The sequence below is a fragment of the Streptomyces sp. NBC_00250 genome (genome assembly GCF_036192275.1).
In the GTDB taxonomy this organism is placed as follows: Bacteria; Actinomycetota; Actinomycetes; order Streptomycetales; family Streptomycetaceae; genus Streptomyces.
Map to the genome: position 1 here is coordinate 5,202,107 of NZ_CP108088.1, position 22,470 is coordinate 5,224,576.

At 70.8% G+C, this 22,470-nt stretch carries 21 protein-coding genes and 1 rRNA gene; 17 read left to right on the plus strand and 5 right to left on the minus strand.

The features are described from left to right. Positions 1 to 21 precede the first annotated feature (21 nt). The 9 genes from rrf to OG259_RS23670 all read left to right on the plus strand — a co-directional run bounded on the left by rrf (position 22) and on the right by OG259_RS23670 (position 7,060). Positions 22 to 138: ribosomal RNA gene (rrf, locus tag OG259_RS23630) — 5S ribosomal RNA — on the plus strand. Between the two features lie 67 nt (positions 139 to 205). Continuing rightward, positions 206 to 853: an HAD family hydrolase gene (locus OG259_RS23635; protein ID WP_328944072.1), complete on the plus strand. Its 648-nt coding sequence runs from the start codon at positions 206 to 208 to the stop codon at positions 851 to 853. 43 nt (positions 854 to 896) lie between these two features. Continuing rightward, entirely contained in the window at positions 897 to 2,096 is a 1,200-nt protein-coding gene (locus OG259_RS23640) for an MFS transporter (RefSeq protein ID WP_328944073.1), read from the plus strand. Then, positions 2,065 to 3,240: an acetoin utilization protein AcuC gene (locus OG259_RS23645; RefSeq protein ID WP_328944074.1), complete on the plus strand. Its 1,176-nt coding sequence runs from the start codon at positions 2,065 to 2,067 to the stop codon at positions 3,238 to 3,240. Before OG259_RS23640 ends, OG259_RS23645 begins: the two co-directional genes overlap by 32 nt. 104 nt (positions 3,241 to 3,344) lie before the next feature. Continuing rightward, positions 3,345 to 4,160 carry a phosphatase gene (locus tag OG259_RS23650; protein WP_266893167.1) on the plus strand — a complete coding sequence of 272 codons (816 nt, stop codon included), beginning with the start codon at positions 3,345 to 3,347 and terminating at the stop codon, positions 4,158 to 4,160. Between the two features lie 127 nt (positions 4,161 to 4,287). Next, a complete protein-coding gene (locus OG259_RS23655) occupies positions 4,288 to 4,497 on the plus strand; it encodes a helix-turn-helix domain-containing protein (RefSeq protein ID WP_015034391.1) in 210 nt (69 codons plus the stop codon). A 164-nt stretch (positions 4,498 to 4,661) separates the two neighbouring features. Next, positions 4,662 to 4,760, plus strand: coding sequence for a 30S ribosomal protein bS22 (locus OG259_RS23660; RefSeq protein WP_003948845.1), 99 nt, complete (start codon positions 4,662 to 4,664; stop codon positions 4,758 to 4,760). 137 nt (positions 4,761 to 4,897) lie between these two features. Further along, positions 4,898 to 5,992 carry an NAD-dependent epimerase/dehydratase family protein gene (locus OG259_RS23665; RefSeq protein WP_328944075.1) on the plus strand — a complete coding sequence of 365 codons (1,095 nt, stop codon included), beginning with the start codon at positions 4,898 to 4,900 and terminating at the stop codon, positions 5,990 to 5,992. Between the two features lie 15 nt (positions 5,993 to 6,007). Further along, entirely contained in the window at positions 6,008 to 7,060 is a 1,053-nt protein-coding gene (locus OG259_RS23670) for a lysophospholipid acyltransferase family protein (RefSeq protein WP_328944076.1), read from the plus strand. Positions 7,061 to 7,135: 75 nt separating this feature from the next. On the opposite strand, the gene OG259_RS23675 is transcribed toward OG259_RS23670, so the two are convergent. The 3 genes from OG259_RS23675 to OG259_RS23685 form a co-directional block, all read right to left on the minus strand. Further along, positions 7,136 to 8,377, minus strand: a complete 1,242-nt coding sequence (locus tag OG259_RS23675; RefSeq protein WP_328944077.1) for a DUF5667 domain-containing protein — start codon at positions 8,375 to 8,377, stop codon at positions 7,136 to 7,138. A gap of 298 nt (positions 8,378 to 8,675) precedes the next feature. Then, positions 8,676 to 9,461 (minus strand): ECF subfamily RNA polymerase sigma factor, BldN family, encoded by a 786-nt coding sequence (locus OG259_RS23680; RefSeq protein ID WP_328944078.1) that lies wholly within the window; start codon positions 9,459 to 9,461, stop codon positions 8,676 to 8,678. A 438-nt stretch (positions 9,462 to 9,899) separates the two neighbouring features. Continuing rightward, complete coding sequence (locus tag OG259_RS23685) at positions 9,900 to 10,859, minus strand: HAD family hydrolase (protein WP_328944079.1); 960 nt, start codon at positions 10,857 to 10,859, stop codon at positions 9,900 to 9,902. A gap of 140 nt (positions 10,860 to 10,999) precedes the next feature. On the opposite strand from OG259_RS23685, the gene OG259_RS23690 reads away from it, so the two are divergent. The 6 genes from OG259_RS23690 to hemB all read left to right on the plus strand — a co-directional run bounded on the left by OG259_RS23690 (position 11,000) and on the right by hemB (position 17,519). Beyond that, on the plus strand, positions 11,000 to 11,281 hold the full coding sequence (locus OG259_RS23690; protein ID WP_328944080.1) for a glutaredoxin family protein: 282 nt from the start codon (positions 11,000 to 11,002) through the stop codon (positions 11,279 to 11,281). 272 nt (positions 11,282 to 11,553) lie between these two features. Next, on the plus strand, positions 11,554 to 12,351 hold the full coding sequence (locus OG259_RS23695) for a redox-sensing transcriptional repressor Rex (RefSeq protein ID WP_328944081.1): 798 nt from the start codon (positions 11,554 to 11,556) through the stop codon (positions 12,349 to 12,351). Next, positions 12,348 to 13,703, plus strand: a complete 1,356-nt coding sequence (locus tag OG259_RS23700) for a glutamyl-tRNA reductase (protein ID WP_328944082.1) — start codon at positions 12,348 to 12,350, stop codon at positions 13,701 to 13,703. Before OG259_RS23695 ends, OG259_RS23700 begins: the two co-directional genes overlap by 4 nt. Then, positions 13,700 to 14,686 carry a hydroxymethylbilane synthase gene (gene hemC / locus OG259_RS23705; RefSeq protein WP_328944083.1) on the plus strand — a complete coding sequence of 329 codons (987 nt, stop codon included), beginning with the start codon at positions 13,700 to 13,702 and terminating at the stop codon, positions 14,684 to 14,686. The genes OG259_RS23700 and hemC overlap by 4 nt, the downstream gene beginning before the upstream one ends. Further along, complete coding sequence (locus tag OG259_RS23710; protein ID WP_266893137.1) at positions 14,683 to 16,353, plus strand: uroporphyrinogen-III synthase; 1,671 nt, start codon at positions 14,683 to 14,685, stop codon at positions 16,351 to 16,353. The genes hemC and OG259_RS23710 overlap by 4 nt, the downstream gene beginning before the upstream one ends. A 161-nt stretch (positions 16,354 to 16,514) precedes the next feature. Then, positions 16,515 to 17,519, plus strand: coding sequence for a porphobilinogen synthase (gene hemB, locus OG259_RS23715; RefSeq protein ID WP_328944084.1), 1,005 nt, complete (start codon positions 16,515 to 16,517; stop codon positions 17,517 to 17,519). Between the two features lie 31 nt (positions 17,520 to 17,550). On the opposite strand, the gene OG259_RS23720 is transcribed toward hemB, so the two are convergent. Beyond that, the gene (locus tag OG259_RS23720) at positions 17,551 to 18,327 is read right to left on the minus strand and encodes a DUF4253 domain-containing protein (RefSeq protein WP_328944085.1); all 777 of its coding nucleotides are present in this window, start codon (positions 18,325 to 18,327) and stop codon (positions 17,551 to 17,553) included. A gap of 111 nt (positions 18,328 to 18,438) precedes the next feature. On the opposite strand from OG259_RS23720, the gene OG259_RS23725 reads away from it, so the two are divergent. Next, positions 18,439 to 18,708, plus strand: coding sequence for a DUF1876 domain-containing protein (locus tag OG259_RS23725; RefSeq protein ID WP_266900816.1), 270 nt, complete (start codon positions 18,439 to 18,441; stop codon positions 18,706 to 18,708). Positions 18,709 to 18,759: 51 nt separating this feature from the next. On the opposite strand, the gene argS is transcribed toward OG259_RS23725, so the two are convergent. Further along, on the minus strand, positions 18,760 to 20,526 hold the full coding sequence (gene argS / locus OG259_RS23730) for an arginine--tRNA ligase (protein WP_328944086.1): 1,767 nt from the start codon (positions 20,524 to 20,526) through the stop codon (positions 18,760 to 18,762). A 183-nt stretch (positions 20,527 to 20,709) separates the two neighbouring features. On the opposite strand from argS, the gene lysS reads away from it, so the two are divergent. Further along, a complete protein-coding gene (gene lysS, locus OG259_RS23735; RefSeq protein WP_328944087.1) occupies positions 20,710 to 22,434 on the plus strand; it encodes a lysine--tRNA ligase in 1,725 nt (574 codons plus the stop codon). Positions 22,435 to 22,470: the final 36 nt, after the last annotated feature.

Genomic DNA, 22,470 nt, shown 5'->3' on the forward strand with positions numbered 1-22,470 from the left:
GGTTGGTCAACTTCATAGAGTTTCGGTGGTCATAGCGTTAGGGAAACGCCCGGTTACATTCCGAACCCGGAAGCTAAGCCTTTCAGCGCCGATGGTACTGCAGGGGGGACCCTGTGGGAGAGTAGGACGCCGCCGAACAATTTTTAGCCTCAACCCCCGGACATTGTCCGGGGGTTGAGGCATTTTTGCGTTCTAAGCTGGGCGCATGCGCTACGACTTGGTGATCTTCGACAACGACGGTGTGCTCGTGGACAGCGAGCCGATTTCCAACACCCTGCTGGCCGGCTATCTGACGGAGCTCGGGCATCCCACCACGTACGAGGAATCGGTGCGTGACTACATGGGGTCCGCCATGCACCGCATTCACGAGCTGGTCGAGGAGCGGAGCGGGGAGAGGTTGCCGGCGGAGTTCGACGAGACGTTTCACGGTCGGGTTTTCGCGGCCTTCCAGGCCGAGTTGGAGGCCGTGCCCGGGGCCGGGGACGTGCTCAAGCAGCTCGCCGATGCCGGGGTTCCGTACTGTGTCGCCTCCTCGGGGAGTCATGAGCGGATCCGGGTAGGGCACCGGAAGACCGGGCTCGACGCCTGGTTCCGGGACGAGATCGTCTTCAGCGCCGAGGACGTCGGCCGGGGGAAGCCGTCGCCCGATCTGTTCCTCCACGCCGCCTCGCGGATGGGTGTGGCGCCCGAGCGGTGTGTGGTGGTCGAGGACAGTCGGCTCGGGGTCCAGGCGGCGGTGGCGGCCGGGATGGACGTGTACGGGTTCACCGCGATGACGCCCGAGGAGAAGCTCGCCGGGGCCAACGGGTTCTTCCGGACCATGGACGAGCTGCCGGTGATATTGGGACTGTGATCCATCTACCCCCGGGTAGGTTCCGGCCGTACGCTGTGCCGCCATGACGGATGCGCGGTTGCGGCGTGGGCGGGGATCCCTGGCGGTCAGTTTTTTTGTGCAGGGGGTCACCTTCGCCCTGCTCGTGACCCGAATACCGGCGATCCAGGACCGATACGGGATCTCGGACGGGCTGTTGCCGGCCTTCCTGGCCGCCGTGCCGATCCTGGCCGGTGTGGCGAGTGTGGTAACCGAGAAGGTCGTCGCCCGGGTGGGGCCCGCGGTGGTGCTGCGGTGGGCCCAGCCGTTCGTGCTCCTGGCGCTGCTTGCCGTGGGGGTGGGGGACCAGCTGTGGCACGCGGCCCTCGCCCTGGGGCTCTTCGGGCTCGCGGTGGGTGCGCTGGACGCCTCCATGAACATGCTGGGGGTCAGCCTCCAGCGGGCGTACGGGCGGAGCATCATGCTCGGCTTCCATGCCTCGTACAGCCTCGGCGGGATCGCGGGGGCCTCGTTGGCCTGGGTGGGGGCGCACTGGCATCTGTCGCTCTTCGCGTCCTACCTGCCGGTGGTGGCGGTGCTGCTGCCGCTCGCGTTCGTAGGCAGCCGGTGGTACGTGGCCGGTGGCGACGGGCCCGTCGAGGAGGTGGGGGAGAGCAAGGGGAGCGGTGTCGCCTTCACGCTGCTGCTGCCGCTCTGTCTGGTGATGACCTTCGCGTACATCGGGGACTCCACCGTCTCCAACTGGAGTGCCAAGTACCTCCAGGACGTGCTGGGCAGTTCGGAGGAGCTGGCGACCGTGCCGTACAACGCGTACATGGTGACGACGTTGCTCGGGCGGGCCGTGGGGGACTTCGGGGTGCGGCGGCTCGGGGCCGCGGCGGTCGTGCGGGCCGGGGCCGTGCTGGCGGCGCTGGGGTTCGCGGTGGTGGCGGTGTCGCCGGGAGCCTGGGTGGGGATCGCCGGGTTCACGGTGCTCGGGTTCGGGCTGAGTGTGATCGTGCCGCAGACCTTTGCCGCGGCCGGGCGGTTGTTCCCCGGGGCGAGCGACGCGGCGGTGGCGCGGCTCAATGTCTTCAACTACGTCGGGTTCCTGATCGGGTCCCCGTTGGTGGGGGCCCTCGGGGACGCGTGGAGCTATCGGGGGGCGATGCTGGTGCCGATGGTGCTCGTCCTGGTGACGGTGGTGTACGCCACGTCGTTCGGTTCGCGAGCGGCCCGATACGGTGGCGGGCATGAGCGGCCGCGCACTGTTGATGTGGGATGAAGCTGTCACGCAGTACGACTTCGGGTCCGAGCATCCGATGGATCCGGTACGGCTCGCGCTGACGATGTCTCTGGTGCGGGCGTACGGGCTCGACCGGGCTGTGGACGTGGTGGCGGCGAAGCCGGCGGGGGACTCGACGCTGCGGCTCGTCCACCGCGAGGACTATGTGGCGGCGGTGCGGGCCGCGTCGGTCGATCCGCGGCATGCCGACCAGGCGTACGGGCTCGGCACGGTCGACGATCCGGCGTTCGCCGGGATGCACGAGGTGTCGGCGCTGATCGCCGGGCAGTCCGTGGGCGCGGCGGAGGCGGTGTGGCGCGGGGAGGCCGCGCACGCGGTGAACTTCGCGGGCGGGTTGCATCACGCGATGCCGGGGGCGGCCTCGGGGTTCTGTATCTACAACGACGCGTCCCTGGCGATCGCGCGGCTGCTTGAGCTGGGGGCCGAGCGGGTCGCCTATGTGGATGTGGACGTGCATCACGGGGACGGGGTGCAGGCGGCGTTCTGGGAGGACCCCAGGGTGCTGACCGTCTCGCTGCACGAGCATCCGCGGACGCTGTTCCCGCAGACGGGGTGGCCGGAGGAGACCGGTGCGGCCGGGCCCGGTGAGGGCGGGGCCGTGAACGTGGCGCTGCCGGCGGGGACGGGGGACGAGGGGTGGCTGCGGGCCTTCCACGCGGTCGTACCGGAGCTGATCGCGGACTTCCGGCCGCAGGTGCTGGTCACCCAGCACGGGGCGGACACGCACTTCGAGGATCCGCTGGCCCATCTGGCGGTGTCGCTCGACGCTCAGCGGGCGGTGCAGGAGGCCTGTCACGAGCTGGCGCACGAGTACGCGGAGGGGCGCTGGCTGGCCCTGGGCGGCGGTGGGTACGCGGTGGTCGACGTCGTACCGCGGTCGTGGACGCATCTGGTGGGGATCGCGGCGCATGCTCCGGTGGACCCGGAGTCGGTGATCCCTTCGTCCTGGCGGGACGAGGTGTACGCGCGGACCCGGCAGCCGGGTCCGGGGCGGATGACGGACGGGCGGTGGCCGGTGGGCTTCCGGGACTGGTCCGAGGGGTACGACCCGGCGGACCGGCTGGACCAGGCGGTGCTGGCGACCCGGAAGGCGGCTTTCCCGCTGCGGGGGCTGCTCGCCTGACTCCGGGGCGTACCCCTGGACCTTTCCGGTGGGCGTTACGCCGACTGTGGGGTGTCCGGTGGGTTTGGGCTCCGCGGAGGGGGTGTTCCGGCAGCATCGGGAGGGTGTTGAGTACCGGGGCGCTGCGGGCGCATCTGTTGGCGGCGGGGTTGGCGGGAACGGTGGCGACGTCGCGGGAGGAGAGCCTGCGGAGCTATCGGCTCTTCGCCGCGCGGGATCCGCGGGTGTTACTGGGGCTGGATCCCACATGGGGGTGGGGTGAGGCCGATCTGTTGCGGCTGATGGCCGACAAGTGCGGGGTGTCGGGGGATCCGGCGCACCGGTCGGGGCCCGATGTCATCGATCCCGAGCGTACGTTGAGGGGGCTCGACGCGTTCGCGGCGCGGTTGGGGGCGGCGGCCGCGAGGCGGGTTCCGGTGCTCCTCGGGACGGGTCATCCGCACCGTCTGCTCGGTTTCTACGTCGCTCTCGCAGACGCCTTGTCGGCGGCGGGATGTCTTGTTCTCACACCGGCGCAGGGGCGATGTGTCGACATAACGACCCGGTTCGGCGTACGCACGTACCTCATCGACTACGTACGGGGGGTCGCACTGGTGCGAGAGCCGGGGCCGTCGGGGGGTGGGCGCGAGCCGGGGGCGCACTCCCACTCGCCGCTGCCGGTTAGGGCGGTTCTGGAGAGCGCGGCGGAGGGTGGCGGGCCGCTGCCGGAGCTGGTGGTCGGGGACCACGGATGGGTCTGCGGGGCAGGTCAGCTGGGTATCGAGGCCATCGGTCTCGCCGATACGGATGATCCGGCGCTGTTCGTCGGTGAGGCGGAGGGACAGGTGTCGGTGGCCGTTCCGCTTGATGACGGCGTGCGCTCCGACTACTACCGTCCGCTGACGCGCTATGTACTCAATCGAGCGTGTCTGTCACGGTAAACGGCAGGTGGCAGCTCCTCTTCCCCACTCGTACCACCCGCCCCTAGTCTGGAGAGTGAGCGCTCGGCGACGAAGAGTCACCGGAGGGGAAGCCGGTGGGCGTCGCGGCGGAAGGTACAGGTGGGTCATGGCTGCTGGCGAACGACCTCTCAACGAGGTCAAGTTTCTGACCGTGGCGGAAGTCGCCTCGGTGATGCGCGTGTCCAAGATGACCGTGTACCGCTTGGTGCACAGCGGTCATCTGCCGGCGATTCGGGTGGGCAGGTCCTTCCGGGTGCCGGAACAGGCGGTTCACGAGTACCTGCGGGAGTCCTTCGTGGGGGTGGGGACCGCGTAGTGCGAGCGCGGCGACAACGCCGGTAAAGCTCCGTATGTCCCTCGGATTACAAGCGGGGTGCTCGGGACGGTAGGCTAGGCCGACGTAGGTCGTGTGGGCCCAGACGCCCCGCACCGATCCCCGCCGGGAGGCGGGGATGTTCCGAGAAGTGAGCGAGGGTAGTCGTGGGCTCTGTTATCAAGAAGCGGCGTAAGCGGATGGCCAAGAAGAAGCACCGCAAGCTGCTGAAGCGCACGCGCGTTCAGCGTCGCAACAAGAAGTAAGGCGACCGCTGCACCGCAGCATTTTCGCGCCAGGCGTGGCCCTTCACCGTTCGCGGTGGAGGGCCACGTTTTATTTGCGCGGAAATCTTGAGGCGCTACGGTGTCGACCAACGGAAGACGGACGGAAGGCGCTGATCTTGGGCAAGGTCGTGCTCGTCACCGGTGCCGCCCGGCATCTCGGGGGTCGCTTCGTGCGGCGGATCCAGCGGGATCCGGAGGTGGAGCGGGTGATCGCGGTGGACGCGGTCGACCCGGCGCACCAGCTCGGCGCCGCCGAGTTCGTACGGGCGGACATCCGCCGACCGGAGATCGCGAAGGTCCTCGCCGAGCACGACGTCGACACGGTGGTCCATCTGGACGTCACCGGTACCGCCATCGGCGGCGGCGGCCGTACGTCGGTCAAGGAGACCAACGTCATCGGCACCATGCAGCTGCTGGGCGCCTGCCAGAAGTCGCCGCGGATCGGCCGGCTGGTGATCAAGTCCAGTACCAGCGTCTACGGCTCCGCACCCCGCGACCCGGCGGTCTTCACCGAGACGACGCCCGCGAAGTCGCTGCCCAGTGGGGGCTTCGCCAAGGACGCAGTCGAGGTCGAGGGGTACGTACGGGGCTTCGCCCGGCGCCGCCCGGACGTGGCCGTGTGCGTGCTGCGGTTCGCGAACATCCTCGGGCCCCGGATCGACTCCCCGCTCGCCGAGTACCTGGCGCTGCCGGTCCTGCCGACCGTCCTCGGCTACGACCCGCGTCTGCAGTTCGTCCATGAGGACGACGTCATCGACGTGCTGCGCCTCGCGGCGCACGAGCCCCGCAGAGCCACCCTGAACAGCGGGACCTTCAACGTGGCAGGCGACGGGGTGCTGCTGCTGTCCCAGTGCGCGCGGCGCCTCGGGCGGCCGACCGTGCCGGTGCTGCTGCCGGCCGTCACCTGGGTGGGGACGGCACTGCGCACGATCGGGATCACCGACTTCGCGCCCGAGCAGATCCGGCTGCTCACCCACGGCCGGGTCGTGTCGACGGTGCAGACGCGCGAGGTCCTGGGGTTCTCGCCGCGCCACACCACGGCGGAGGCCTTCGCGGACTTCGCGCGTGGCCGGGGGCCCGGGCTGCTGCCGCCTGAGATGCTCGCGGGGGCGGTGGACCGGATCGCGGGGCGGCTCGGGGCGTCGACTGCGGCGCCGGCCGTCCCCGTGCCCTCCGTACCCCCTGTTCACCCTGTTCACGACGGCGCCTGAGGAGACCGGACAGCGATGGCGGACGCCAAGGTCATTCCGTTCGACGACGACCGGTCCCGGTCCCGGCGGCGGCCCACGCGTGCCGACGGCGAGGCGGCGGCCGTACGGGCCCTGCCCGGGCCGCAGCAGGGCCCCCAGGAGCCGGAGGGGGGCCAGGAGGGTCCGTCCCTCGGTGAGGCCGGGGAGGCCCCTGGTGCGGACGCGGGGGCCGAGGGCGGCGCCGGGTCCGGCGGCTGGGAGCGGCGGCTCGCGGGCGGGCTCGCGTTCCTGCGGCGCCGGATCACCGGTGACTACGAGGTCGACGAGTTCGGCTACGACGAGGAGCTCACCGACCAGGTCCTGATGTCGCTGATCCGCCCGCTGTACGAGAAGTACTTCCGGGTCGAGGTGAAGGGCGTCGAGAACATCCCGGCCGAGGGCGGGGCGCTCATCGTCGCCAACCACTCGGGGACCCTGCCGCTGGACGGGCTGATGATGCAGGTCGCCGTCCACGACCACCATCCGGCCGGGCGGCATCTGCGGCTGCTCGCCGCCGACCTGGTCTTCGTGCTGCCGATCGTCAACGAGCTGGCCCGCAAGGCGGGGCACACCCTGGCCTGCGCGGAGGACGCGGAGCGGCTGCTGCGCGCCGGTGAGATCGTCGGCGTGATGCCGGAGGGCTTCAAGGGGATCGGGAAGCCGTTCGGGGAGCGGTACAAGCTCCAGCGGTTCGGTCGGGGCGGCTTCGTGTCGACGGCGCTGCGGGCCGGGGTGCCGATCGTGCCCTGCTCGATCGTCGGGGCCGAGGAGATATACCCGATGATCGGGAACGCCAAGACGCTGGCGCGGGTGCTCGGCTTCCCGTACTTCCCGCTCACCCCGACCTTCCCCTGGCTGGGGCCGCTCGGGGCGCTGCCGCTGCCGACGAAGTGGACGATCCAGTTCGGCGAGCCGATCCCGACGGACGCGTACGCGCCGGAGGCGGCGGAGGACCCGATGCTGATGTTCAACCTGACGGATCAGGTGCGGGAGCAGATTCAGCACACGCTCTACAAGCTGCTCGTGCAGCGGCGGTCGGTCTTCTTCTGATCGAACCGGGTTCCGTGGGCTTCGAGGCAAGGAAGAAGGGGCGCCCCCCGTCCGTGGGGGCGCCCCTTCTTCTTGTCAGCGAGCGTCCTCGCTGTCGATGCCGAGGCCTGGAAGCAGGCCCGGCAGGATGGGCGGAATGGTTACGTCCGGCATTTCGGGTGTCGTCTGGCCGTCCGTGGGGTCGGTCGGTGTGCCGGTCGGGGTGGGGGGCTTGAGCAGGCCGCCGGCGCTGCCGCCGAGGAGACCGTCGTCCTCCGGTGAGTCGGTGCTGCCGTCCGCGCTCGGGCTGGTGTCCGTGCTCGGGCCGGACGGGCGGGGCGGGGCGGAGTGGCTCCCCGAGGGCGGGGCCTCGTGGGTGGACGGCGGACGCTGGGTGTCCGTGCCCTGAGGGTCGCGCGGAGCGCTGGGGCTGCCGCTGGGGCTCTCCGTGCCGATCGCGCCCTTCTCGGGGGTGCGGGGGAGCACGGACTGGAGTGGCTCGACCTCTTCGTCCATGGCGTCGAAGACGTGGGTGACCTCGCTGCCGACGTCCGCCAGCTGGACGGGGAGTCGGTCGCGGAGGCCGTTCCAGGTGTCCCGGTGGGCCTGGGCGAAGGAGTTGAGCCGGGCCATCGGGGCGATCCCGCCGTCCCGCTCGTACGCCTGGCGGAGCAGGCGGTGGCCCTCGGTGGCGTCGTGCTTCATCCCGCCCAGGACCCGGCGGATCTCGGTGAGGGACTCGTGGTCGAGGTCGCCGGAGCGGCCGCGTTCCATGAGTCTGCGGGCCTCGCTGAGGCGGGTGGATGCCTGGTCCAGGTAGATGCCGCCGCGGTCCGCGTCGTCGTCCGCCATTCCCAGCTTGATGTCTTCCATGCCTCGCTTGAGCCCGTAGAGCGAGTCACCGGGAAGCGCGTCGGAGCTGGCAGCCGCCACTCCGCCGAAGGCACCCGCCGCCACACCGACCGTGAGGCCGCCTGCGGCGAGGCCCTTCGTCCAGCGGGAGCGGGGTCGCAGTTTCCGCAGTGGGGATGCCCGGTGGGCTCCCTTGCCGCCGGCGGTGCGCTGCTCGGGCACCGTGGGGCTCCCGGCCGCGCTCCCCTCCATGAGCATCGCTTCCATGGCGGCGACGAGCTGGGCTCGCTGCACCACCTTGACCTCGGGATCCAGCTGTGGCTTCGGCAGTTCGCCGAGGCCGTTCGCCAAGGCCAACAGCCGCCCCTGCTCGGCCGGTTCTGCCGGAGTCTCCGGCTGCTCGGCCGCCGCGCCCTCGGACTCCCGGTCCTCCAGGGCCTGGGCGAAGGCGTTCGCCCGCCGGTGCGCCGATACGTTCGCGATCACTGGCGGCACCTCCTCTCGTCATGACGGTCGACTCCCCGGGGTGTCCGGAAGGTTGCACACCTTGAGCGCATCCACACGAAAGAGTGAGTGGCTGCGGACATGGCGTGTCCACAGGGAGCCTGCATCCCGCACAACGAGCGGCGCGGCACTTGGGTTACGCGCGAAAGATGATCGGACCAGTGCGTCATCGAGGCGTCACCGACTGTGAGTTGGGCGGGGGTCGTGGGGATGTGGGGGGAACGGCGTGTGTGGGGGCGCGGGCCGGTCCGCGGGGGCGTGTGTGGGGGGCGCGGACCGGTCAGCGGGCGTCGTCCGGGAGGAGGCGGGCCAGGGTGCGGACGGCCCGGTACTGGAGGGTCTTGATCGCCCCCTCGTTCTTCCCCATGACGCGGGCGGTCTCGGCGACCGAGAGGCCCTGGAGGAAGCGCAGGGTCACGCACTCCTGCTGCTGGGGATTGAGGCGGCGGACCGCGTCGAGGAGGGCGGCGTTGGAGAGGGACTCCAGGACGGAGTCCTCGGGGCTGCGCTCGACCTCGTTGGCGTCGAGCATCTCGCCCGTGGTCACTTCCAGGCGGAAGCGGCTGGACTTGAAGTGGTCGGCGACCAGGTTCCTGGCGATGGTGACGAGCCAGGCGCCGAAGTCGCGGCCCTGCCAGGTGAAGGTGGAGATCCGGCGCAGGGCGCGCAGGAACGTCTCGCTCGTGAGGTCTTCCGCCGTCGCCTTCCCGCCGACGCGGTAGTAGATGTAGCGGTAGACGGTGTCGCTGTACTGGTCGTACAGGCGGCCGAAGGCTTCGGCCTCGCCGGCCTGGGCGCGCTCGACCAGGTCCATCATGCGGGCGCTGTCGCTGTCGGCGGTGGGGCGGCGCGGGGTGGTCGAGGTTGCGGAGCGGGCACCGCGTCTGCCCACGGCGGCGCTGCCGTCGGCCAGGGCATAGCAAGGGCTGGCGGGTGCCGGTGCGGCGAAGGCGAAGGCGGGGACGGGGCCGGCGTACGCGGTGGGGACGAAGCCGCGCAAGTGGTCGAGGACCGTTGCGCGCAGCGTAGCCAGGCCCGAGGTGTCAACCCCGACGTGTGGGTACACGGGACTCCCAGAGGCAGAGCTTCCATCACGTGCAGTGCGGGACCGTTCACCCGTCGTAGCGACGTGAGGGGTCCTTTGTGCGTCTGAGGAGAATAACGCTTCGTACAGGCAGCGCTACACCCAGTTGCTCAAATCACCGGTTCCGTCGGTTCTGTTACTGCTTGCAGTCGGATCAAGGTGCGGTTAGTGACCGATTGTTGATCGGATTGCTTCCGAGTGTGATCGCGCGGGCGATGCGTTGTGCTCAAGTGCGGGACCGGTGAGTGATCGGGGCCGCTGCGGGGTAAGGAGCCCCGAATGCCTGGGAGTCGACCTGTGCGGTGGTGTTCGACCACGGACGGGTGAGGGCGCCTGGTCCGGGGTTGTCGCAGACGATCGCAGCCGAAACGTATCGGCAGGTCCCCGGCGCGCCGGGGAGGAACGGAGTGGCGGCGGGCCTCAGTGGCGGCGGCGGTGCAGGGCGACCGCGGCCGCCGTACCGCCGGCCAGGGCGCCCAGGCCCGCGGCGGCCGGGATGCCGACCTTCGCGGCCTTGCGGCCGGTCCGGTAGTCGCGCAGCCGCCAGTCCCGGGCCTTCGCGTGCTTGCGGAGCTTGGTGTCCGGGTTGATCGCGTACGGGTGCCCGACCAGCGAGAGCATCGGGATGTCGTTGTGCGAGTCGCTGTAGGCCGCACAGCGGTTCAGATCGAGGCCCTCCGCGGCGGCGAGAGCCCGTACGGCCTCCGCCTTCGCGGGTCCGTGCAGGGGCTCGCCGACCAGCTTGCCCGTGTAGACGCCGTCGACGGACTCGGCGACCGTGCCGAGGGCGCCGGTCAGGCCGAGCCTGCGGGCGATGATCGTGGCCGTCTCGACCGGGGCGGCCGTGACCAGCCAGACCTTCTGGCCCGCGTCCAGGTGGGCCTGGGCGAGGTCGCGGGTGCCGGGCCAGATGCGGTCGGCCATGTACTCGTCGTAGATCTCCTCGCCGATCGACATCAGTTCGGAGACCCGGTGGCCCTTGACGATGGACAGGGCGCTGTCGCGGGCGTCCTGCATGTGCTCGGGGTCCTCGACGCCGGCGATCCGGAACCAGGCCTGCGCCCATGCGAAGCGGGCGAGTTCGCGGCGCTGGAAGAACTTCCGCTTGTACAGGCCACGGCCGAAGTGGAAGATCGCGGCGCCCTGCATCACGGTGTTGTCGAGATCGAAGAACGCGGCCGCCCGTACGTCGCCGACGACCGGGAACTCGGGCTCGGGCGGTGTCTCGGCCTCCGCGGTCCCGGTGGCCGCCGCCTCCTCCCGCTCCCGTTCCAGCTGGAGCGAGGACTTGCGCGCTGCCTCGGCAGCGGCCTCGCCTGCGAGGACGCTGCGCGCGGTGGCGGAGCGCCTACGGGGGGTGAGCCATCCCAGAGCGGCCATGCCGTGAGCATAGCCAGTCTGTTCGGTACTTCCCGACTTGTGACGATGCCGGGGTGTGAACACTGTGGGGCTCCCCTGTTAATCGGGCGGTGTCATGTGCGCCCGGTCGTGGTGGGGGTCCGCGCGGCCGGCGGGACAGAATGGACGTCATGTTCGGACGGACGAAGAAGAAGACGGACGCCGGGTCGCGCACGGTGACGCTGATCGGCAAGTCGGGGTGTCATCTCTGTGACGACGCCCGCGCGGTGATCGAGGCCGTGTGCGCGGAGACGGGGGCACGCTGGGAGGAGAAGGACATCACCCAGGACGAGGAGCTCCACCGGGCGTACTGGGAGCAGATTCCCGTCGTCCTGGTCGACGGGGAGCAGCACACCTTCTGGCGTGTCGACGCCGGGCGGCTCCGGCGCGAACTGGGTGCGTGACCGAAAGACGGCTACCATCGTGGACGTTTTGTTGGGCTTCGGGGGCGGCGTCGTGAGGAGAGTGTGCGGTTTTGCCCCCTTCGGGTTCTCAACGCGCTGACGCGCCGCGCGGTTCCACGACGATGCGAACCAGCCGCGTGACCCCGGTCACTTTGGCCGGACAAAACGGACACCATCTTTGTGCACGCGTTCACAAAGACATAGCCTGCATTCGACGGGGCGGTCTTGGGACATATGGCCGCCTGCAGCCCCGCTCATCCCGCAGGAGCACCGTGGCAACTGGCCGAACTCACCGACCGGCGACCCGTAGCCGAGGAATTCCCGAGGCCACCGTCGCCCGGCTTCCGCTGTATCTGCGCGCACTCACCGCGCTCTCGGAGCGCTCCGTACCCACGGTCTCCTCCGAGGAGCTCGCGGCCGCGGCGGGGGTCAACTCCGCGAAGCTGCGCAAGGACTTCAGCTACCTCGGCTCCTACGGCACCCGTGGTGTCGGCTACGACGTCGAGTACCTCGTCTACCAGATCTCCCGTGAGCTGGGGCTCACCCAGGACTGGCCGGTCGTCATCGTCGGTATCGGTAACCTCGGTGCCGCGCTCGCCGGCTACGGCGGCTTCGCCTCCCGTGGCTTCCGCGTCGCCGCGCTGATCGACGCCGACCCCGCGATGACCGGCAAGCCGGTCGCCGGGATCCCCGTCCAGCACAGCGACGACCTCGAGAAGATCATCGAGGAGGACGGCGTCTCCATCGGCGTCATCGCGACCCCGGCCGGTGTCGCCCAGCAGGTCTGCGACCGGCTCGTGGCCGCCGGAGTCACCTCCATCCTGAACTTCGCCCCGACCGTGCTCTCCGTGCCCGACGGCGTGGACGTGCGCAAGGTCGACCTCTCCATCGAGCTGCAGATCCTCGCCTTCCACGAGCAGCGCAAGGCCGGCGAGGAGTCGAACGCCGAGGCCGACGCGGGCGCCGAGGCGGAGACCGCCGCGGCCGTCGCGCCGCCGGCCCCCCGTGGCGCCACGGGCGGCAACCGCAAGGGACCCGACGGGGACGTCCCCGCCGTGATGCCGGCATGAGCCTCCTCGTCGTCGGCCTCAGCCACCGCAGCGCCCCTGTCTCCATCCTGGAGCGGGCAGCACTCGCGGCGGACACCCAGGCCAAGCTCCTCCAGGACACCCTCGCCGCCGAACCGGCCGCCGAGGGCACCGTCCTGGCCACCTGCAACCGCATCGAGCTCTACGCCGACGTGGACAAGTTCCACGCCGGTGTCGCCGAGCTGTCCACGCTGCTCGCGCAGCACAGCGGCGTCGGCCTGGACGAGCTCACCCCTTATCTCTACGTGCACTACGAGGACCGGGCCGTCCACCACCTCTTCTCGGTGGCCTGCGGGCTGGACTCCATGGTCGTCGGCGAGGGCCAGATCCTCGGCCAGATCAAGGACGCCCTCGCCCTCGGCCAGGAGCTGCACACCGCCGGCCGCCTCCTCAACGACCTGTTCCAGCAGGCCCTGAGGGTCGGCAAGCGCGCCCACAGCGAGACCGGGATCGACCGGGCCGGGCAGTCGCTCGTCACCTTCGGTCTTGAGCAGCTGGCCGACGGCACCGACGTCGACACCTGGGCCAAGGGCAAGAAGGCACTCGTCATCGGGGCCGGCTCGATGTCCTCGCTCGCCGCCGCCACGCTCGCGCGTTCCGGCGTCTCCGAGATCGTCATCGCCAACCGCACCCTCGCCCGCGCCGAGCGGCTCGCACAGATCCTGAGCGAGCCCGGTGGCACGGGTGTGACCGCCCACGCGGTCGATATGGTTGCCGTCGGCGACGAACTGACACGTGCCGACGTCGTCGTCTCCTGCACCGGCGCCACCGGCCTCGTCCTCACCGGGGCCGACATCGAGACCGCCGTACAGGGCCGCCGCACCCCGCTCGCCCTGCTCGACCTCGCCATGCCCCGCGACATCGACGCCGCCGCCCACCGCATCCCCGGTGTCCGGCTCGTCGACATCGAGTCGCTCGCCGAGGCCTCCGCCGACGCGCCCATGGCCGCCGACGTCGACCAGGTGCGCGGCATCGTCTCCGACGAGGTCGCCGCCTTCGGCGCCGCCCAGCGCGCCGCCCACATCACCCCCACCGTCGTCGCCCTGCGCACCATGGCCGCCGACGTGGTGGCCGGCGAGGTCGCCCGGCTCGAGGGCCGGCTGCCCGGCCTCGACGACAAGCAGCGCGCCGAGATCACCCAGACCGTGCGCCGCGTGGTCGACAAGCTCCTGCACGCGCCGACCGTGCGGGTCAAGCAGCTGGCGAGCGAGCCCGGCGGCGCCGGGTACGCGGACGCGCTGCGGACACTCTTCGACCTCGACCCGGAGACGGTGGCTTCTGTCAGCCGGGCCGACCTGAATGACGCCGACGTCAAGAACCGAGGGCGAGTATGACCGACAGGGCACTGAGGCTCGGGACCAGGCGCAGCAAGCTCGCCATGGCCCAGTCCGGGCACGTGGCCGACGCCGTCCGGCAGCTGACCGGCCGGCCCGTCGAGCTCGTGGAGATCACGACGTACGGGGACACCTCCCGGGAGCACCTCGCGCAGATCGGCGGCACCGGCGTCTTCGTCGCCGCGCTGCGGGACGCGCTGCTCGCCGACGAGGTGGACTTCGCCGTCCATTCCCTGAAGGACCTGCCGACCGCGCAGCACCCCGACCTGGTGCTGGCCGCGATCCCGGAGCGCGAGGACCCGCGCGACGTGTTGATCGCCCGCGACGGCCTGACGCTGAACCGGCTGCCCCAGGGCGCTCGGATCGGCACCGGTTCGCCGCGACGCATGGCCCAGCTCCACGCGTACGCGCGCAATCACGGCCTGGAGATCACCTGCGTCCCGATCCGGGGCAACATCGACACCCGGGTCGGCTACGTACGCAGCGGAGAACTGGACGCGGTGGTTCTCGCCGCGGCAGGCCTCAACCGCATCGGCGGGACGGCGGAGCTCACCGGCTCCCTGTCGCTCGACCACCTGTCGGTCGACTCCGTCCTGCCCGCCCCCGGCCAGGGGGCCCTGGCGATCGAGTGCCTGGCGTCCAACGCCGCACTCGTCGCCACGCTCGCCGAGCTCGACGACCCGCTCACCCGGGCCGCCGTGACCGCCGAGCGATCCCTGCTCGCCGCCCTGGAGGCCGGCTGCTCCGCACCTGTGGGTGCGCTGGCCGACCTGCTGGCCGACGACCCCGGTCACGGGCAGGTTGTCACCGAAATGCGCCTGCGCGGCGTCGTCGGCACCACCGACGGCTCGACGCTGGTGCAGCTGTCCACCACCGGACCCGTACCCACCTCGCACGACGAGGCCATGGCGCTCGGACGCGAACTCGCGGACGAGATGCTCGCCAAGGGTGCGGCCGGTCTTATGGGGGAGCGAGCACTTTGAACCCCACCAGCCCGACCACCAGCCCGCTGTCCCCGGCTTTTGCAGGCCATGGGCACGTCACATTCCTCGGCGCAGGACCCGGTGACCCCGGACTCCTGACCCTCAGGGCCGTCGAGGCCCTCGCCGGAGCGGATGTCCTGATCGCCGAGCCGGAGGTGCTCGAGGTCGTTCGGTGCCACGCGCGCGCGGGGGTGAGCACGCCGGAGCTGACGGTTGTTGACGAGGCGTCAACAACCGCCGGTGTCCCCGTGTTGAGGGATGCGGCCAATCTTGTCATGGAGGCCGCGAGGGGCGGCAGGCGGGTCGTCCGTGCGGTGACCGGCGACCCCGGCCTCGACGGCAACGCGGGAGCCGAGATGCTCGCCTGCGCCGCCGAGGGCATCCCCTTCGAGGTCGTGCCCGGCGTGGCCACGGCCGTCGGCGTACCCGCGTACGCCGGTGTGCCGCTGCGTGACGCGCAGGGCACCGACGTGCGCTTCGTCGACGCCCGCACCGCCGACGAGCGGTGCTGGACCGAGGTCGGCGCCTCCGACGGCACCGTCGTCGTGTCCACCTCGCTCGACTCGGTGGCCGCCGCCGCCGGTGAACTGGTGGCGGCCGGCCGTAAGCCGGACACCCCGCTCACCGTCACCATCGGCGGCACCACCACCCGGCAGCGGACCTGGAACGCCACGCTCGGCACCATCGCCCAGGTCTTCAAGCAGGGCAAGGTCCTCCCCTCGCCCGAGGGCCACCGGCCGGTCATAGCCGTGGTCGGCGAGCGCAGCGCCGCGGCGCAGCGGGACCAGCTGTCGTGGTTCGAGTCGAAGCCGCTCTTCGGGTGGCGGGTGCTCGTGCCGCGCACCAAGGAGCAGGCCGCGTCGCTCTCCGACCAGCTTCGTTCGTACGGCGCCGTGCCGCACGAGGTGCCGACCATCGCCGTCGAGCCGCCGCGCACGCCGCAGCAGATGGAGCGGGCCGTCAAGGGCCTGGTCACCGGACGCTACGAGTGGATCGCCTTCACCTCGGTCAACGCGGTCAAGGCGGTGCGGGAGAAGTTCGAGGAGTACGGGCTCGACGCGCGTGCCTTCGCCGGCATCAAGGTCGCGGCGGTGGGCGAGCAGACGGCCGCCGCGCTCGTCGACTTCGGTGTGAAGCCGGACCTGGTGCCGAGCGGGGAGCAGTCCGCGGCCGGTCTGCTCGAGGACTGGCCGCCGTACGACCCGGTCTTCGACCCGATCGACCGCGTCTTCCTGCCGCGGGCCGACATCGCGACCGAGACGCTGGTCGCGGGGCTCATCGAGCTCGGGTGGGAGGTCGACGACGTCACCGCCTACCGGACCGTACGGGCTTCGCCGCCGCCGGCGGACACGCGGGAGGCGATCAAGGGGGGCGGGTTCGACGCCGTTCTCTTCACGTCGTCCTCGACCGTGCGGAACCTGGTCGGCATCGCCGGGAAGCCGCACAACGTGACCGTGATCGCGTGCATCGGTCCCGCCACGGCCAAGACCGCCGAGGAGCACGGGCTGCGGGTGGACGTGCTGTCGCCCGAGCCGTCCGTGCACAAGCTGGCCGAGGCGCTGGCGGACTTCGGGCTGCGGCGGCGGGAGGCTGCGCTTGAGGCGGGGGATCCTGTGACCCGGCCCAGTGAGCGGCGTCCTGGCGCCAGGCGACGGCGGACCACGTAGTCGGGTGCTTCTTCGGGGCGGGGCCTTACTCGGGCCCCGCCCCTTCGGCTTGCAGGGCCTGGTGGTGCGGGAGTGCGTGTCGTGTCCCGCAGCGGAGGCGGGAGCGCATGCCCACAAGTGGTCGGTAAAAGCACTCTTCGGGCGGGCGTAGCCTCGGGGTCATGAACTCGTACGGATCCTTTCCCGGGGCGCGGCCGCGGCGGCTGCGGACGACGCCTGCCATGCGGCGGATGGTGGCCGAGACGCGGCTGCATCCCGCCGACCTGATCCTCCCCGCGTTCGTGCGCGAGGGGATCACCGAGCCCGTGCCGATCCAGGCCATGCCCGGGGTCGTCCAGCACACCCGCGACACCCTGCGGAAGGCCGCGGCCGAGGCGGTGGAGGCCGGGGTCTCCGGGATCATGCTCTTCGGCGTGCCCGAGGACGAGAAGAAGGACGCGGCGGGAACGGCCGGGACCGACCCCGACGGGATCCTTCAGGTCGCCATCCGGGACGTCCGCGCCGAGGTCGGCGACGAGCTCGTGATCATGTCCGACCTCTGTCTCGACGAGTTCACCGACCACGGCCACTGCGGCGTCCTCGACGCCGACGGCCGCGTCGACAACGACGCCACGCTGGAGCGCTACGCCGAGATGGCCCAGGTCCAGGCCGACGCCGGCGTCCACGTCGTCGGCCCCTCCGGAATGATGGACGGCCAGGTCGGCGTCGTCCGCGACGCCCTGGACACCATCGGCAAGGAGGACGTGTCGATCCTCGCGTACACCGCGAAGTACTCCTCCGCCTTCTACGGCCCCTTCCGCGAGGCCGTCGGCTCCTCCCTCCAGGGCGACCGCAAGACCTACCAGCAGGACCCCGCCAACCTGCGGGAGTCCCTGCGCGAGCTCGCCCTCGATCTGGAGGAGGGGGCCGACATGGTGATGGTCAAGCCGGCGGGCCCGTACCTCGACGTGGTCGCCAAGGTCGCCGAGTCCGTGGACGTGCCCGTCGTCGCGTACCAGATCAGCGGTGAGTACTCGATGGTCGAGGCCGCCGCCGAGAAGGGCTGGATCGACCGGGACCGGGCGATCTTCGAGACCCTGACCGGCATCCGGCGGGCCGGCGCGCAGCTGATCCTCACCTACTGGGCCACCGAGGTCGCCCAGAAGCTGTCCGCCGCGCGCGGCTAGCCGGGGCGCGGCGAGGCTGGCCGCGGCAGGGCTAGTCCCACCAGAAGGTCCAGACGGGGCTGTCCAGCAGCCCCGTCCGGGCGTACTTGCGCAGTCCGTCGTGGCTGCCCTGGGTGATGGTGTCCGGGCAGAACGCGAAGTGCTCCGCCGCCACCGCCTCGGCCTCCTCCACCGTCCCGGGCGGGGCCGCCACCGAGACCACCAGCTGGTCGAAGGTCAGCGCGACGACACGGGCCCCGAAACGGTCCTCCCAGGACCGCAGCACCGCACACAGCCGCGCCACGTCGTTCTCGTGGTTCAGCGGTCCCGTCCAGCCGATGACCGCCGGTATGTCCGCGCTGCGCCGCGCCGGGACCAGGGCCGGGCGGGCGTCCTCCAGCCAGAAGCCCGGCTCCGTCAGCATCTCGGCGACGGTGGCCGCCGTCCTGTCGGGGTCCGAGTCGTGGGGCGGCTCCGGGGCCAGGCCCGGCCAGCCGGAGCTCCCGGGTATCTCGTCGGACGCGTTCGCCTCCCAGAACTCGGCGAGGACCTCGGCGGCGTCGTGGTCGGCCGGGTCGCTCATCCGCTCCGGCATCAGCTCCCACCGGTCCAGGCCCCAGTCACCGCCGAGCAGCACGGGCAGCAGCCCCGCCGTGCGGGCCGCGGGCCGCAGCGCGCTCCAGGCCGCGGGCCCCGCCGCGCCGTGTCCCGACCAGAGGTACGGGGCGCCCGCCGGGCCGGTGAGGGCGCCGGGCGGCAGGTCGAGGCCGAGGGAACGGCCGGTCGGATCGGAGACGAGCTTGGGCAGCTGGTTCGGGATCATCGCCATGCGGAGAACGTACGGGGCACCACTGACAACCGGAGCGAGTGGTGTTGCGGCACGGGGCGGCGCACCCTGGAGAGGTAGCCGACAGGTACCTCGCTGGAGGTGGTCCTCATGATGCACACGCTTGTCGGATGGCATGTGGAGATGGAGTTCAAGGAAGAAGGCGACCGGACGCGGGCCGCGGCCATGGTCCGGCTCACCGACGGGACCGAGTTCCGGGCCCACGGCACCGCCAACCGTCACCCTTCCGACCCGGACCAGCTGAGGGTGGGCGAGGAGATCGCCGGCGCACGCGCGCTGATGGACCTCGCCTCCCAGCTGCTCCAGAAGGCCCACACGGAGATCGACGAGGTGTCGGGCCGGACCTCGCACACCATCCGTTGACGACGAAGCCCCCGGCACGGTGATCCGTACCAGGGGCTTCGCCTCGGAGCGTCAGAGGCGCTCGGGCGTCCTGATGCCCAGGAGCGCCATGCCCTGGTGCAGGGTGCGGGCGGTCAGCTCGCACAGGAAGAGGCGGTTCTCCACCTGCTCCGGGGTGTCCGCCTTGAGGACGGGGCACTCCGAGTAGAACGTCGTGTAGTGCGAGGCCAGCTGGTAGAGGTACGCGGCCAGCTTGTGCGGGGCGTACTCCGCGGCCGTCTCGGCGATCAGCTCGCCGAAGGCGTCCAGGTGCAGGCCGAGAGCGCGCTCGGAGGGAGCCAGGGCCAGCTCGGGGTGGGCGGCCGGCTTGGCGTCGCCCGCCTTGCGGAGGATCGACTGGATACGGGCGTACGCGTACTGCAGGTACACCGAGGTGTCGCCGTTCAGCGAGACCATCTGGTCCAGGTCGAACTTGTAGTCGCGGGCTGCCGAGGTCGACAGGTCCGCGTACTTCACCGCGCCGATGCCCACCTGGGTACCGCGCTCGGAGATCTCCTCCTCCGTGAGGTCCAGGGCCTTCTCGCGGACGACGGCCGAGGCCCGGTCGATCGCCTCGTCCAGCAGGTCCACCAGCCGGACCGTCTCGCCCTCACGGGTCTTGAACGGCTTGCCGTCCTTGCCGAGGACCGTGCCGAAGGCCAGCTGGACGGCCTTCACGTCCTCGTTCAGCCAGCCGGCCCGGCGGGCCGTCTCGAAGACCATCTTGAAGTGCAGCGACTGACGGGCGTCGACCACGTACAGCAGGGACGTCGCCTTCAGGTTCTGCACCCGGTCGCGGATCGCGGACAGGTCCGTCGCCGCGTAGCCGAAGCCGCCGTCGGACTTCTGGACGATCAGCGGGGTCGGATTGCCGTCCGGGCCCTTCACGTCGTCGAAGAACACGCACAGCGCGCCCTCGGAGCGGACGGCGACGCCCGACTCCTCCAGGATGCGGCAGGTCTCCACCAGCATGTCGTTGTAGCCGGACTCGCCGACGACGTCGCCGTCCCGGATGTCCATGTCGAGCTTGTCGAAGACCGAGTAGAAGTAGATCTTCGACTCGTCGACGAACCGCTGCCAGAGCGCGAGCGTCTCCTCGTCGCCGGCCTGCAGGTCCACCACGCGGGCGCGGGCCCGGGTCTTGAACTCCTCGTCGGAGTCGAAGAGGGCGCGCGAGGCCTTGTAGAGCCGGTTCAGGTTCGACATGGCCTCCTCACCGGAGACCTCGGCGCCGTCCTCGGCCTTGTGGTCCAGCTCGTGCGGGTGCTCGATCAGGTACTGGATGAGCATGCCGAACTGGGTGCCCCAGTCGCCGATGTGGTGGCGGCGGACGACGCTCTCGCCGGTGAACTCCAGGATCTCGACCATCGCGGCGCCGATCACGGCGGAGCGCAGGTGACCGACGTGCATCTCCTTCGCCACGTTCGGCTGGGCGTAGTCGATGACCGTCGTGCCCGCCGACTCGTTGAACGGCACGCCGAGCCGGGCGTCGGCCGCGCGGGCCGCGAGGGTCCGCACGATCGCCGCGTCCGTGACCGTGATGTTCAGGAAGCCGGGGCCCGACACCTCGATCTCCGCCAGGACGTCGTTCTCCGGGATCGCGGCGACGACCCGGGTCGCCAGCTCACGCGGGTTGCCCTTGAGCTGCTTGGCCAGTGCCAGGATGCCGTTGGCCTGGAAGTCGGCCCGGTCGCTTCGTCGCAGCAGCGGGTCGGCGGACGCGGCGTCCGGCAGGGCTGCCGAGAGGCCGTCCGCGAGGCGCTGCTGCACGGTCGAAGCGAGGGAAGGGACCGAGGCCATGAGCTTCCGTTCCTGTTGAGTTCGGGGAGTTCTGCGCGTCTAAATCGCTTGTCAAGTGTCCCATGGGCGCGCAACGTGATTTCCCCGCCTGTGGACAACCTCGGAGAGTGCTCTTCCGTCTGGGAGAATGGCTCACGTAGGGCCCTCAGGCAGAACCCCACCAGGAAGAAGGACGTACCGACCGTGGCTCAGAGCAGCACAGAGACCGACTGGGTCTCCCGTTTCGCGGACGAGGTCATCGCCGAGTCGGAGCGACGTGCGCCTGGCAAACCGGTCGTCGTCGCCTCCGGCCTCTCTCCGTCCGGCCCGATCCACCTCGGCAACCTCCGCGAGGTCATGACCCCGCATCTGGTCGCCGACGAGATCCGCCGCCGCGGGCACGAGGTCAGGCACCTGATCTCCTGGGACGACTACGACCGCTACCGCAAGGTGCCCAACGGCATCGACGGCATCGACGCGTCCTGGGCCGAGCACATCGGCAAGCCGCTGACCTCGGTTCCGGCCCCCGCCGGCTCGCCCCACCCGAACTGGGCCGAGCACTTCAAGGCCGCCATGGTCGAGGCGCTGGCCGAGCTGGGCGTCGAGTACGACCCGATCAGCCAGACCGAGCAGTACACCGCGGGCACCTACCGCGAGCAGGTCCTGCACGCCATGAAGCACCGCGGCGACATCGACGCCATCCTCGACCAGTACCGGACGAAGAAGGCGCCGAAGAAGCAGTCGCAGAAGCCGGTCGACGAGGCCGAGCTGGAGGCCGAGGAGGGCTCCGGCGCGGCGAGCGAGGACGACGGCTCCGGCGGCTCCTCGGGCTACTTCCCGTACAAGCCGTACTGCGGGCAGTGCGAGAAGGACCTGACCACGGTCACCTCGTACGACGACGACACCACCGAGCTGGCCTACACCTGCACCAACTGCGGCTTCGGCGAGACCGTGAAGCTGAGCGAGTTCAACCGCGGCAAGCTGGTCTGGAAGGTCGACTGGCCGATGCGCTGGGCCTTCGAGGGCGTCATCTTCGAGCCCTCGGGCGTCGACCACTCCTCGCCCGGTTCGTCGTTCGTCGTCGGCGGCCAGATCGTCCGCGACATCTTCGACGGCGTCCAGCCGATCGGCCCGATGTACGCCTTCGTCGGCATCAGCGGCATGGCCAAGATGTCCTCGTCGCGCGGTGGCGTCCCCACCGCCGCCGACGCCCTGAAGATCATGGAAGCGCCGCTGCTGCGCTGGCTGTACGCGCGCCGCAAGCCCAACCAGTCCTTCAAGATCGCCTTCGACCAGGAGATCCAGCGGCTCTACGACGAGTGGGACAAGCTGGAGGCCAAGGTCGCCGACGGCTCCGTGCTGCCCGCCGACGCCGCCGCCCACACCCGCGCCGCCCGGACGGCCGCCGGTGAGCTGCCGCGGACCCCGCGCCCGCTCCCGTACCGCACGCTCGCCTCGGTCATGGACATCACCGCCGGCCACGACGAGCAGACCCTGCGGATCCTGACCGAACTCGACCCCGAGAACCCGGTCACCTCCCTCGACGAGGTCCGGCCGCGACTCGACCGCGCCGAGAACTGGATCACCAGCCAGGTCCCGGCCGACCAGCGCACCATCGTCCGCGAGGCGCCCGACGCCGAGCTCCTCGGCTCCCTGGACGACGAGGGCCGCGAGTCGCTCCGCCTGCTCCTGGAGGGCCTCGACAGCCACTGGTCGCTCGACGGGCTCACCACGCTCGTCTACGGCGTCCCGAAGGTCATGGCCGGTCTCGACCCCGAGGCCAAGCCGACGCCCGAGTTGAAGCTCGCGCAGCGCGCGTTCTTCGCCCTGCTGTACAAGCTCCTGGTCAGCCGGGAGACCGGGCCGCGACTGCCCACGCTACTGCTCGCCGTGGGCGCGGACCGGGTGAGGAAGCTGCTCGGCGCGTGAGCGTGCGTCGGTGAGTCGAGTGTGTGAAAGGGCCGC

Excerpts from the sequence above, each read along its gene's own strand:
- OG259_RS23670 (WP_328944076.1), top strand. The coding sequence starts at position 6,008 with ATGGCGGACGCCAAGGTCATTCCGTTCGACGACGACCGGTCCCGGTCC.
- OG259_RS23635 (WP_328944072.1), top strand. The coding sequence starts at position 206 with ATGCGCTACGACTTGGTGATCTTCGACAACGACGGTGTGCTCGTGGAC.
- OG259_RS23645 (WP_328944074.1), top strand. The coding sequence starts at position 2,065 with ATGAGCGGCCGCGCACTGTTGATGTGGGATGAAGCTGTCACGCAGTAC.
- OG259_RS23700 (WP_328944082.1), top strand. The coding sequence starts at position 12,348 with ATGAGCCTCCTCGTCGTCGGCCTCAGCCACCGCAGCGCCCCTGTCTCC.
- OG259_RS23690 (WP_328944080.1), top strand. The coding sequence starts at position 11,000 with ATGGACGTCATGTTCGGACGGACGAAGAAGAAGACGGACGCCGGGTCG.
- hemC (WP_328944083.1), top strand. The coding sequence starts at position 13,700 with ATGACCGACAGGGCACTGAGGCTCGGGACCAGGCGCAGCAAGCTCGCC.
- hemB (WP_328944084.1), top strand. The coding sequence starts at position 16,515 with ATGAACTCGTACGGATCCTTTCCCGGGGCGCGGCCGCGGCGGCTGCGG.
- OG259_RS23725 (WP_266900816.1), top strand. The coding sequence starts at position 18,439 with ATGCACACGCTTGTCGGATGGCATGTGGAGATGGAGTTCAAGGAAGAA.
- OG259_RS23720 (WP_328944085.1), bottom strand. The coding sequence starts at position 18,327 with ATGGCGATGATCCCGAACCAGCTGCCCAAGCTCGTCTCCGATCCGACC.
- OG259_RS23640 (WP_328944073.1), top strand. The coding sequence starts at position 897 with ATGACGGATGCGCGGTTGCGGCGTGGGCGGGGATCCCTGGCGGTCAGT.
- argS (WP_328944086.1), bottom strand. The coding sequence starts at position 20,526 with ATGGCCTCGGTCCCTTCCCTCGCTTCGACCGTGCAGCAGCGCCTCGCG.
- OG259_RS23655 (WP_015034391.1), top strand. The coding sequence starts at position 4,288 with ATGGCTGCTGGCGAACGACCTCTCAACGAGGTCAAGTTTCTGACCGTG.
- OG259_RS23685 (WP_328944079.1), bottom strand. The coding sequence starts at position 10,859 with ATGGCCGCTCTGGGATGGCTCACCCCCCGTAGGCGCTCCGCCACCGCG.